The following is a 12,064-nucleotide window of genomic DNA, read 5'->3' on the forward strand; positions in this document are numbered from 1 at the left end:
GGCTACCAGCCCCGCCCGTCGCGGCCCGCCAGGGCCCGGGCGATGTGGCCCGGGTCGGTGCCGTCGCCGCGGTAGACGACGCGGCCCTGGTGCTCGATCACCACCATGCCGGGCCGCTCGCGCGCCAGGTAGTCGGCCATCCCGCGCGATACCGGCATGACCGCCGGCGCCGGTACGTTCGCGCGCAGGCTGCTGCCCAGATCCATGGTGTCGCCCGCCACGCGTTCGAGCTGCGCCTGCACCTGCGACGACATGTCGAGCATGACTTCGCGCAGCGCGGCCGCATGCCGGCCCGCGTCGGCCAGCGACGCCGACTCGAAGCGGATGACGAAGGGCAGCGGATTGTCTTCGGTCATGGCCGGCGCAAGGTAGCAGAAATGCCGGGCCGCCACCAGCGCCGCATGCCGGTTCAAACAGGGGAGAGCTTGCCCTTGTCCGCCCCCGGCACGAGTCCTAGACTGGGGCCCCCTCTGCAGGAGACAGCGATGACACGGCGCGCACTGTGCATCGGCATCAACAATTACCCGGGCACCCAGATGGACCTGGCTGGTTGTGTGAACGACGCGAACGACTGGGCCGACGAGCTCGGTGCCCGCGGCTTCGAGGTCAGGCGCCTGCTTGACGCCCAGGCGACGAAGGCCGCGATGCTCGCCGCCATGCGCGAGGTGATCGGCGCGGCCGCTGCCGGCGACACGGTGGTGATCACCTTCTCCGGCCACGGCACCTTCGTGCCCGATGCCAGCGGCGACGAAAGCGACGGTCTCGACGAGGGCCTGTGCCCGTATGACCTGAAGACCGGCGGCGCGCTGCTCGACGACGAGATCCACGCCATCTTCGCCTCGCGCAAGGGCGGAGTGCACCTGGTGCTGATCTCCGACAGCTGCCACTCGGGCACGGTGACGCGCGCCGTGCCCGGCAGCGACGATGCCGACCTGCCGCGCCCGCGCTTCATGCCGATGGCCGCCTGGCTGCCGCCCGAGCGGCTGCCGCGTGCAGCCGCCGGCAAGCCCGCCGCGGTGAGCTCCGGCGAGTCGCCGTTCGCGCGGGCGGTGTCGCGAGGCGGCGGCGATCTGCTGCTGTCCGGCTGCAAGGAGGGGCCGAACAACTTCAGCTTCGACGCGCGCATCCGTGGCCGGCCCAACGGCGCCTTCACCCACTTCGCGCTGAAGGCGCTGAAGTCGCTGCCGCCCACGGCCAGCTACGCCGACTGGCATGCGGCGGTCACGCCGGCCTCGCTGCCCTCGGCCAGTTATCCGCAGTCACCGCAGATCGTGGGCAGCGCCGCAGCCCGCAAGCGACCCGTCTTCGGCTGACGGCCCCCTGCCGGCGCGTGCGCCGCCGCAACGAGAACACACCGAGGAGCCTTCGCGATGGCGATCCAGATCAAGCTGGCAGGGCGCGCCGCCGCGCCGCAGCTGCCCGCGCTGCTGCAGGGCACGGCACGCTCGGGCACGCAGGCGCAGGATCCGTTCCTGCCCAGTGGCTACCTGCAGGCCACGGGAACCTTCGACGTCAGCGCCACCGCGCGCAGCGGCGACGACGCCGCCACGCAGCAGGCGCTGACGGCGCAGGACAGCGAGATCGTCGTGCTCGAACTGGCCGACGGCAGCACGCTGATCACCAGCGCGGCGCGCCTGCACGACGCACTCGCGCGCACCCGGCCAGAGCTGCTCGGCCCCGAGGGCGAAGTGCTGCTCGAGAAGCTGCGCACGGCGGGCGCCGCGCCCGGGCGCGGCATCGGCGAGGCCGTCGGCGGGCTGCTGTCGAAGGTCTATACCTTCGTGGCCGGCGGCGTACCGGATGCGATCGTCGACGAGGCGCTGTCGCAGGTCGGCAACCGGGCCGAGCTGGGGGTCAGCTGGGCCGGCACCAAGGCATTGATGTGGGCCATCGAGAAGCGGCTGGACCGGCAGCCGGGCCTGTACCGCTGGGTCGGCGGCACCGGCAAGGCCGAAGACCTCCAGCCGGCCGACCTGGCTTCGGCCAGCGAAGCGCTGCAGCAGCCGATGCTGGTGTTCGTGCACGGTACCGGATCGAGCACGCTGGGCAGCTTCGGCGAGCTGCGCAACGGCGACCGCGACCTGTGGGCTGCGCTCGAGCGCCAGTTCCCCGGCGGCATCTTCGCCTTCGAGCACCGCACGCTGTCGCAGGGCCCGATCGAGAACGCGATCGAGCTGGTCAGCGCGCTGCCGCGCGGCGCGCAGGTGAGCCTGGTCTCGCATTCGCGCGGTGGCCTGGTCGCCGACCTGCTGTGCCTGGGCGACTTCGACGCGCTGATCGAGCGTTATGCCTACGCCTTCCCCGGCACCGGCGATGCCGATCCGGACGAGGCGCGGCGCGTCATCGGCGAGTTGCAGCAGGCGCATGCGCAGCAGCGCGACCAGCTGAGATCCCTGGCCCACCTGCTGCGCGACCGGCGCCCGGTGGTGCAGCGCTACGTGCGCGCGGCCAGCCCCGCCAACGGCACCAAGCTGGCCAGCGGCAACTTCGACGTGTTCCTGTCCGGCCTGTTGACGCTGATCGGCCAGGTGCCGCTGTTCTTCGGCAGCCCGTTCTACTCGGCCTTCAAGCGTGTCGTCATCGAGGTTGCGAAGAACCGCACCAACGCGCACCTGGTGCCCGGCATCGAGGCGATGCTGCCGGATTCGCCGATGGCGCGGCTGCTGCGCGACGCGCCGGTGCGCGACGGCCTCGCGATGGCGGTGATCGCCGGCGACATCCAGGGCGGCCACCTGCTCAAGCGTCTGGGCGTGCTGCTCACCGACTTCCTGCTGTTCGACAACGACGACAACGACCTCGTCGTCAACACCACCGCGATGCTCGCCGGCATCGCGCCCAAGGCCTCGGCGCGCGTGCTCTTCGACCGCGGCGCCGACGTCTCGCACTTCCGCTACTTCAGCAACGTCGACACGCGCGCCGCGCTGCGCGACTGGCTGGTCGAGGCCGAGCCGCGCGCGCTCGACATGTTCCGCACGCTGCCGGCGCCGGGCGAATACGCCGCCGCGCTGGCCGAGGCATCGCGCGCGAGCCGCGACGTCGAGGCGGCCGATCGTCCGGTGGTGGTGGTGCTGCCCGGCGTGATGGGCTCGCATCTGCGCGCCAACCGCAGCGACCGCGTCTGGTTCGACCCGCTGGACATCGCCTCCGGCGGGCTGGCCAAGATCGCCTTCGAGCAGCCCGGCATCGAGGCCGACGAGCTGTTCGGCATGTTCTACGGCAAGCTGTGCAAGGAGCTGTCGCGCACCCACCGCGTCGAACGTTTCCCGTACGACTGGCGGCAGCCGCTGGACGTGCTGGCCGACCGGCTGGGCGAGTTCCTCGACCGCCTGCTGCAGCAGACCGACCGGCCGATCCGCCTGCTCGCGCACAGCATGGGCGGCCTGGTGGTGCGCGCCTGCATCCACAAGCGCCGCCCCGTGATGGATGCGGTGATGAAGCGCCCGGGCTCGCGGCTGGTCATGCTCGGCACGCCGCACCAGGGCGCGCACTCGATGGTCGAGAACCTGCTCGGCAAGGGCGACACGCTGCGCACGCTGGTACGCCTGGACCTGACGCACGACATGCAGGAGGTGCTCGACATCGTCGCCGGCTTCCGCGGCGCGCTTCAGCTGCTGCCCAAGCCGGGCTTCGTCGACATCTTCCAGGGCCAGAGCGACGGCGGCGCCTTCTTCGAGTACCAGCAGGCGCCGACCTGGCTGGCGATGAAGGGCAAGGTGCGCGACCTGTGGTTCGGCGACGGCAAGGCGGGCACGCCGCCGCAGCCGGTGCTCGACTCGGCCGCCTGGCTGTGGACGCAGGACGGCCGCGAGCGGCCCGCGCTGCCGGCCGACTACGAGAAGAAGAGCGTCTACGTGTTCGGCGTGGCGCGCAACACGCCCTGCGGCGTGCGCGAGCAGGGCGGCCGCCTGCGCATGGTGGGCACGACGCGCGGCGACGGCACCGTCACCTGGGAGTCCGGCCGCATCGGCGGCATCGGCAGCTTCTACTACATGCCGGCGGTGCACGGCGACCTGCCGTCCACCGAGGCCTACTTCGGCGCGATCGTCGAGCTGCTGGAGAACGGCGCCACCGCCGGCCTGCTCACGCAGCCGCCGGTGCTGCGCGCCGCGGAGGACGACCAGCCGGTCAGCTACGACGCCGGCCCGCCGACCGCCGACGACCCGAGCACGGTCGAGCTGGGCCTGCTCGGCGGCGCGGTGAACGACCGCGTGCCCAAGCCGCCGAAGTTCCGCCTCGAGGTGGCCGTCAAGGCGATGGACCTGCGTTCGGTGCAGCAGCCGATCATGGTCGGCCAGTACGAGCAGGACACGATCGCCGGCCCGCAGTTGCTGATCGACCGCGACCTGCTCGGCGGTGACCTCAGCGAACGCTACAGCCTGGGCGTGTATGCCGGCCCGCTCGGCACAGCGGCGGTGGTGCTCGGCGGCTCGGGCAACCGCTGCGCGGACGGACGGCCGCTGGCCGGCGCCATCGTCACCGGCCTGGGCAAGTACGACGGTTCGCTGAGCCCCGCGATGCTGGTCGATGCGGTGCGCACCGGCGTGCTGCGCTACCTGCTGCAGGTCGCCGACCTGCTCGGCGAGGCACAGCGCGAGGTCCCGCTGGCCGCGCTGCTGATCGGCTACAACTCGGCCGTCAACCTGACCGTGGCGGCCTCGGTCGAGTCGCTGGTGCGCGGTGTGCTGGAAGGCAACGCCAAGTTTGCCGCCGTCACGCGCAGCAGCATCCGCGTCAGCCGGCTCGACATCGTCGAGCTCTATCTCGACATCGCCATCAGTGCCGGCTATGCGCTGCGCGAGGCCTGCCGCCGGCTCGCGCCGCTGGCCGCCCAGCAGGGCACGCTGCTGAGCTTCCGCGAGGAGATCGACCAGAACGACAGCGTGCGCCCGCGCTTGTATGCCGACATGCGGCAGAGCTACTGGCCGCGGCTGATGATCACCCAGGCCGAGCGCGACGCGCCGCCGGCCGCCGCCTTGCCGGCGCGGGCCGACGATGGCGCCGCGCGCACCGCCATCGGCGAGAAGCTGCGCTTCCTCTACGTCGGGCAGCGTGCGCGCGCGGAGTCGGTGTCGCTGCAGCGCCAGCCCGGGCTGATCGAGACGCTGGTGCGCCAGCAGATCCACAGCGCGCTGTGGCGGCCGGAGTTCGGCCGCATGCTGTTCCAGCTGATGGTGCCGCACGACTTCAAGGACGCCGCGCGCCAGCTCGACCGCGTCGTGCTGGTGGTCGACGAGTACACCGCCAACCTGCCCTGGGAGCTGATGCTCGCCGACGACCCGGTGGCCGGCGGCGAAGGCGGGGCCGACAAGATCGGCGTGCCGCTGGCCCTGCGCTCGGCCGTGGTGCGCCAGTTCGCCACCGCCACGTTCCGCCGCAACGTGCGGCAGAGCCCGAAGCGCACGGCCCTGGTGGTCGGCAACCCGTCGGTGCATGGCTTCGATGCGTGGTTCCTCGACTCGAAGGGGCAGCCCTGCTCGCCGCCGCCCGATCTGCCCGGCGCCGAGTCCGAGGCGAAGGCCATCGCGGCGGTGCTGCGCCACCTCGAGTTCGACGTCAAGGAGCTCGCTGGCGACGCGGCCGATGCCACCGGCGTGCTGGCCGCGCTGTACCAGCAGCCCTGGCGCATGCTGCACCTGTCGGCGCACGGCGTGTTCAACCAGCGCCACATCGATGGCAGCCGGCGCAGCGGCGTGGTGCTCTCCGACGGGCTGCTGATCACCGCCGCCGAGATCGGCTCGATGGAGGTGGTGCCGGACCTGGTGTTCCTGAACTGCTGCCACCTGGCCCAGGTCGACCTCGGCCGCACCGGCAACAAGCTGGCGGCGAGCATCGCGCGCGAGCTGATCGAGATCGGCGTGCGCTGCGTCGTGGTCGCCGGCTGGGCCGTCAACGATGACATCGCGCGCACCTTCGGCGAGGTCTTCTACCGCGAACTGCTGCAGGGCCAGAAGCCGTTCGGCCTGGCGGTCTTCGAAGCGCGCGAAGCCGCCTGGGACGCCGGCAAGGGGCAGGACATCACCTGGGGTGCCTTCCAGGCCTACGGCGACCCCGGCTGGATGGCCGACGCTCGCGCCGAGCAGCTCGAGCGCGTGCAGAGGCCGCCGATGTACGTTGCGATCGACGAGGTGCGCGACGAACTCGCGCGCCGCAACGCCGACCTGCTGCGCCGCGGCGAGGAGCTGTCGTGGAAGCAGGTGGAGGCTCGCGTCGAGCAGGCCGATCGCCTGGTCGCCGAGCGCTGCCCGCTGGGCTGGCGCCGCCGCCCCGAGCTGCTGACGTCGCTGGGTGACTACTTCCTGGCGCTGGGCCACCTGGAGCGCGCCTACGCGGCGTTCAGCCAGGCGATCCAGGCCGAAGCGGGAGGCGCCGACGTGCCGCTGCGCGTGATCGAGGACATGGCCTTCATCGAGGCGCAACTGGGCGACTGGCGCGCCGAGTACGGCCTCGAAGACGACCTCGCTCAGCAGGTGGCCGAGGGCGAGCGCTCGTTCGAGCTGTCGCTGCGCCGGCTCGCTGCGCTGGACGAACTGGCCGGGTTGCAGGATGGCGCGCTGGCCGGTGTGGCCACCGGTGCTGCGGTCGGTGCGGCACTGCCGCGCAGCAGCAAACGCGACGCCATGCGCGGCAGCGCCTGGAAGCGCAAGGCCAGCCTGCATGCGCGGCAGCTGCTCAAGGGCGGGCTGGAGCCGAAGGCGTTCGATGCCGTCGGCCAGAAGATGATCGAGGCGCTGAAGCAGAGCACCGAGGCCTATCGCGCGTCCGAAGGTTTCCCGGGCAGCGCCGGCTTCAACCTCTACATGGCGCTGAACCGCCTGACGCTGGACGCGCTCACCGACTGGGCCACGCCTGCAGCCAAGGACGCGGCCCTGGTGCTGGTGCAGCAGTGCCGCCAGCTGGCGCACGAGCGCGCCGAGCGCACCGACGACCCGTGGGACGAGATGATGCCCAGCGACGCGCTGCTCACGCAGCGCCTGCTCGACGGCAGCCTGGGACGCGCGGACGACGTCGGCACGGCCGCCTTCGATGAACTCGCCGTGGCCTACGAGCAGGCGTTCTCGAGTGTCGCGGTCAAGCCGGCGCAGATGTATGCCGTCGTCAAGCAGCTGGAGATCATGTCGCGCTTCTGCGATGCGCTGTCTCTCGTACAGCAGCGCGACGAGAGCCTGCGCCGAACCGCCGACCGGCTGCTGCAGCTGGTGCAGCGCATCCAGCCGCGCCGCGGCCCGCGCGGAGACCGCCCGGTCAACCCGGCGGACTGGGCGCCGGCGGCCGCGCCGCCCGATGCCCAGCCGAAACGCCGCGCGGCCCCACCCCCCGCCAAGAAGGCGGCCCCCCGCAAGGCCGCACCGCGCAAGGCGGCGGTGCGCAAGGCCGCCGCCCGCAAACGCTGAACCCACAACGATCCGGAGGAGCACGACCATGGCCAAGGCCCACATCCTGCGCAAGGGCGAAACGCTCGGCAGCGTCGCCGAACACCTGCTCGGCGACCGCCGGCTCGCCGCCGCGCTGGCCGACTACAACGGCCTGGCTGGCGTGAAGGACGTGGTGCCGGGCCAGTCCATCGCGCTGCCGCCGCGGCAACGTGCGGCGAAGGCGCGTGCCGCCCTGCCGGCCGGCGCTCGCGCTGCCGTCGCGCCCTGGCCGCCGGCGCCCAACGGCATGGCGGCGATCATCGCCACCTTCGGCGACATCCGCGCCTTTGCCCGCGACGACGGCACCGCCGACCCGAAGTGGGAGCAGCAGTTCATGGCGCGCGCCGCACTGCCGTTCACGATCCCGCTCGACTGGGACACCAGCAAGAGCGCCAGTGGCATCCGCTGCCACAAGCTCATCGTGCCGCTGCTCGAAGCCGTGTTCGCCGAGATCGTGCGCAGCGGCCTGCAGAAGTCGGTGAAGACCTACGGCGGCGGCTACACCTGGCGCATGAAGCGCGGCCAGGCCAAGCCCTCGACGCACAGCTGGGGCATCGCCATCGACCTGAACGCCCGCACCAACGCCATGGGCACCGCCGGCGACATGGACCCGGCGCTGGTGGCCCTGTTCGAGCGCCACGGCTTCACCTGGGGCGGACGCTGGAGCGGGTCCAACAAGGACCCGATGCACTTCCAGTACTGCAGCGGGTACTGATGACTGCCCCGGGCCGCGGTACCCCGCGGCCGGGGGCTCCATCTACTTGGCCGCGAAGCAGTAGAAGAGGCCGTTGCCGCCGGTGGCCTTGAGCGCGTCCTGGCTGCACGCGCGCGACGGGTGCGACGAATTCCACGAGCGCGAGGGCTCGTCGTCGCGCAGGCCGATGCGGTCGTGGTGGCCGACGATGGCCGCACCTTCGCCGCTCTTCGTCCAGTTGCCGCAGGTGCTGTCGGTGCTGCCGTCCATGGCGCGGCCGTCGGGCGTGGCGCCGGTCAGCATGTCGTGCGTGTTGGGCGTGTCGCCGCGGCCATTGATCGGCTCGCCCTTCTCGGTCAGCGCGGTCTGCTTGGTCAGGTTGTTCGTGCCGTGCAGCGTGGCCACATCGGTGGCGATCACGGCGCCCTTGGCGTTCTGCCAGGGGCCCTTGCCGATGCGGTCGCGCGCGTTCACGCTGCCCGCGCCGGTGGTGCTGAGGTAGGCGCGCCAGTCCTTGCCGCCGGCGCCCACCGCTGCGGCCAGCTTCTCGCAATGCGCGTCGGCGCCGGCCAGGCCGCCCAGGTCGGCACCCTTGCCGCTGCCGACGCTGGTGACGAAGAAGCTCATCGGATTCGACGGGGTGGAGGCGCAGGCCGCGAGCAGCGCGGCAGCCGCCGCGATGGTGATCAGGCCGGTCGTTCGGGTCATGGTCTCTCCTGTTGTGGGTGATGGACCCGCCCGGCCTCGCCGCGGCGGTATACGGGATACGCCGCGCGCGGCGCTTTTCTTCCCCGGGGTCTTCCCGGGGTCAGCGGCCGCCGCTGACGTCGAGGATGGCGCCGGTGGTGTAGCTTGCCGCCTCCGACAGCAGCCAGACGATGGCCTGCGCCACCTCGTCGGCGCTGCCGGCGCGCTGCATGGGCACCAGCGGTGCCATCTGCTGGACGCGGTCGGGGATGCCGCCGGAGGCGTGGATCTCGGTCTCGATGATGCCTGGGCGCACGGCATTGACACGAATACCCTCGGTGGCGACTTCCTTGGCCAGGCCGACGGTGAAGGTGTCGATGGCGCCCTTGGCCGCCGCGTAGTCGACGTACTGACCGGGCGAGCCCAGCCGCGCCGCGGCCGAGCTCAGGTTGACGATCGCGCCGCCGCGCCCGCCGTGTTTCGTCGACAGGCGGCGCACCGCTTCGCGCGCGCAGTGGAAGCTGCCGAACACGTTGATCGCGAACATGCGCTGCAGCCGCGCCGCGTCCATCTCGTCGACGCGGGCCGGCTGGTCCACCACGCCGGCGTTGTTGACCAGGCCGGACTGACGCGGCAGCTCGCGGTCGATGCGCTCGAACATGGCCCGCACCTGCGCCGCATCGGCCACGTCGGCCTGCACCGCCAGCGCCTGGCCGCCGGCGGCGCGGATGCGCGCGACCAGGGCATCGGCCGCCGCCGCGTCGCGTGTGTAGTTGACGGCCACCGCGTGGCCCTGCCGGGCGAGTTGCCAGGCCGCGGCTGCGCCAATGCCGCGGCTGCCGCCGGTCACCAGCACGGTGGTGGTGTCACTCTTCATCGCTGCCTCCCGAGCCGCCGTCGGACAGCGGCGCTTCCTTGGCCTTGGCATCGAGCACCGGTTGCAGCGCAGCCAGTCCCTCGACGAAACGATCGGCCGGCACCGGTTTGGCGACGCGCAGCGCCGGCGGGAACAGGTGGCTCATGTAGAGCTCGGCGCCGAGCCGGTCGCTGCGCTGGTGGTTGGACCACAGCGTCAGGCCGACGCCGCCGATGAACGCCATCACGGCCACGCCGCGCATGAGCCGCAGCCGGCCCGGCTCCACCGCCGTCAGGTGGAAGTACAGCGCCGCCGCCCCCACCGCATAACCGAGCACGAAGCCGAAATCGCCGACCCAGGGCCACGACAGCGAGAACGCGAGCAGGTCGGGCACCACGGCGATCACGACCCAGGTCAGCGACGCGATCAGGAACACCTTCAGGTGCCAGTCGGCATGCGTCTGCCGCGTGAAGGTCTTCGACAGCAGGGCCCACAGCGCCACCCACAGCGCCGCACCCATCACCGCGGTGAGCGCGGCGGCGCCGAGGGCCCGGGCGAAGGTGTCGGGGTCGCTGTCGAGCCAGGTGCTGAAGGCCAGCGCCAGGGCCAGCCCGGTGCCCGCGGCCAGCGTCGGGCCGACGCGGCGCAACCAGGTCGCGGCGGCGGCCAGCGGCATCTCGGGGGGCAGCGCCTCGCCGGCCCGGCGCAAGCGCAAATGCGTGCGGCCGGCGGTCAGCTCCAGCGGCGCGCCATCGTCGCGCAGCAGTTCGCGCTCGCCGCCGCGCAGGCGCCGGCGTCCGACCTGCACACCGTTGTGCGTCTGCAGCGCCTGCAGCACCAGGCCGGACTCGCCGTGGTCGATGACCGCATGGTGGGCGGCGACGTGCGGGTCGGGCAGCGACAGGTCGTTGTCGAGTGCGCGGCCGATGTGCACCGGCCAGGCGGTGACCCGGTGCGACTGCCGCACCTGGCCCTCGCGGTCGAGCACCTCGAGCACGGCCAGCACCTCGGGCGAGCTCACTTCACCCATTCGTAGGCCTCGAGGTAGTGGCGCGTCAGGCGCTGGGCGTTGGCGAAGCTCACGCCCTGCACGTCGAAGCGACCCTGCACGCCGCCCGCGGGCTGGTCGAGCGTGGCCACCAGCACGGACAGGTCGTACAGCTGCGGCAGCCTCTTGTAGGCACGCAGGCAGACCACCGCGCGCAGCACCAGGCCTTGCCGGTCGACGAAGTCTTCCTGGCACTGCGGCTTGGTCTGCTGCTCGGCGCGCAGCCGCGTGAACGTCTCGTTGCGAAAGCTCTGCGCGTGGCGCGCCGCGAAGCGCATCGCGCCGATCTTGCTGCCGTCGTAGCTCTCGTGGCGCACCGAGATCGCACCGATGTTGAACTCGCCGGCGAAGATGTGCGTGTCCATCACGCAGTCGGAGCGCTCCAGGTCCATGCCGCCGGTGCGCGAGACCTCGCTGCCGCCCCAGCAGCGCATGAATTCGTCGGGCGGCACCGGCACGCGGTAGCGCGGGTGCGTCTGCGGCTTCCAGCCCTGGCGGATGAAACGTTCGGTGAGCTCGCCCTGGTGGGCTTGCAACTGCGCCGCGACGGTGGCATAGGCGGGAGTCTTCAGCGGCGCCGCTTCGCGGCCGCGCGCCAGCAGCGCGGCGACGAAGTTCGCCGGCACCAGGAAGCTGACCTGCTCGCCGTCGACACGCCGCGCCACGTTCACGCCGATCACCTGGCCGTCCTGGTCGAGCGCCGGGCCGCCGCTCATGCCGGCGGACAGCGCGCCGCCGAAGAAGATCTGCGGGTAGAAGCTGCGCCGTACCAGGCCGTTGTAGTTGCCCTCCATCACCGCGAAGCCCACGTCCAGCGGGTTGCCCAGCGAGTAGATGCGCTCGCCCTGTGCCAGCGACCGGGCCGCCGGACGCAGCGCCAGTGCATCGAAGCGGCGTGCCGGCGCGTCGCCGGCCTTCAGCAAGGCCAGGTCGTGCAGCACGTCGATCTGCAGGATGGTCAGCGGCGCCTCGCGGCCGTCGGCGGTGACGTAGACCAGGTCGTGCCGCTCGGGCTTGAGCGCAGCCTGGCTGACGACGTGGAAGTTGGTGATGATGTGGCCGTCTGGCGTGACGAAGAAGCCCGAGCCGACCGAGGTCTGGCTCGCGCGGCCCTTGAGCACCGTGCGGATCTGCACGAGCTGCGAGCGCGCCTGCTCGTAGACCTTGCGTGCCGACAAGGACAGCATGGTGCCGCTGTCGGGGCCGGCATCGGCCGCGGCGGCGGATGCCGCGGACGGCGGCGCGGTCTGGGCGGGGGCCGCGAAGGCCGCGGCGAGCGCGCACGCCGCCAAGCCGACCCGGGCGAGGCGGCTGCAGCCGCGAAGGCGGGCGGGCGTCATTGAAAACCATTCTACGGGGACGCTTCG

Annotated in this window: 8 protein-coding genes; 3 read left to right on the forward strand and 5 right to left on the reverse strand. The window is 72.0% G+C overall.

Annotated elements, in window-relative coordinates:
- Nucleotides 1-2 precede the first annotated feature (2 nt).
- On the reverse strand, nucleotides 3-356 hold the full coding sequence (locus tag HZ992_RS25950) for a hypothetical protein (RefSeq protein ID WP_245213297.1): 354 nt from the start codon (nucleotides 354-356) through the stop codon (nucleotides 3-5).
- A gap of 129 nt (nucleotides 357-485) precedes the next feature.
- Here HZ992_RS25950 and HZ992_RS24885 point away from each other — a divergent pair, with 129 nt between their 5' ends.
- The 3 genes from HZ992_RS24885 to HZ992_RS24895 are packed head-to-tail and all read left to right on the forward strand — an operon-like array spanning nucleotide 486 to nucleotide 8,127.
- Nucleotides 486-1,313, forward strand: coding sequence for a caspase family protein (locus HZ992_RS24885; protein ID WP_245213298.1), 828 nt, complete (start codon nucleotides 486-488; stop codon nucleotides 1,311-1,313).
- A gap of 57 nt (nucleotides 1,314-1,370) precedes the next feature.
- Nucleotides 1,371-7,391, forward strand: a complete 6,021-nt coding sequence (locus HZ992_RS24890) for a DUF7379 domain-containing protein (protein ID WP_209384517.1) — start codon at nucleotides 1,371-1,373, stop codon at nucleotides 7,389-7,391.
- Nucleotides 7,392-7,419: 28 nt separating this feature from the next.
- Nucleotides 7,420-8,127 carry a M15 family metallopeptidase gene (locus HZ992_RS24895; RefSeq protein WP_209384518.1) on the forward strand — a complete coding sequence of 236 codons (708 nt, stop codon included), beginning with the start codon at nucleotides 7,420-7,422 and terminating at the stop codon, nucleotides 8,125-8,127.
- A gap of 42 nt (nucleotides 8,128-8,169) precedes the next feature.
- Here the strand turns inward: HZ992_RS24895 and HZ992_RS24900 are convergent, their stop codons facing one another.
- The 4 genes from HZ992_RS24900 to HZ992_RS24915 all read right to left on the reverse strand — a co-directional run bounded on the left by HZ992_RS24900 (nucleotide 8,170) and on the right by HZ992_RS24915 (nucleotide 12,037).
- Complete coding sequence (locus HZ992_RS24900; protein ID WP_209384519.1) at nucleotides 8,170-8,814, reverse strand: hypothetical protein; 645 nt, start codon at nucleotides 8,812-8,814, stop codon at nucleotides 8,170-8,172.
- 100 nt (nucleotides 8,815-8,914) lie between these two features.
- Entirely contained in the window at nucleotides 8,915-9,670 is a 756-nt protein-coding gene (locus HZ992_RS24905; protein WP_209384520.1) for an SDR family oxidoreductase, read from the reverse strand.
- Nucleotides 9,660-10,679 carry an FHA domain-containing protein gene (locus HZ992_RS24910; RefSeq protein ID WP_209384521.1) on the reverse strand — a complete coding sequence of 340 codons (1,020 nt, stop codon included), beginning with the start codon at nucleotides 10,677-10,679 and terminating at the stop codon, nucleotides 9,660-9,662. Before HZ992_RS24910 ends, HZ992_RS24905 begins: the two co-directional genes overlap by 11 nt.
- Nucleotides 10,667-12,037 (reverse strand): S1C family serine protease, encoded by a 1,371-nt coding sequence (locus HZ992_RS24915; protein ID WP_209384522.1) that lies wholly within the window; start codon nucleotides 12,035-12,037, stop codon nucleotides 10,667-10,669. The genes HZ992_RS24910 and HZ992_RS24915 overlap by 13 nt, the downstream gene beginning before the upstream one ends.
- Between the last annotated feature and the right edge of the window lie 27 nt (nucleotides 12,038-12,064).

The sequence above is a fragment of the Rhizobacter sp. AJA081-3 genome (assembly GCF_017795745.1).
Lineage (GTDB): Bacteria > Pseudomonadota > Gammaproteobacteria > Burkholderiales > Burkholderiaceae_C > Piscinibacter.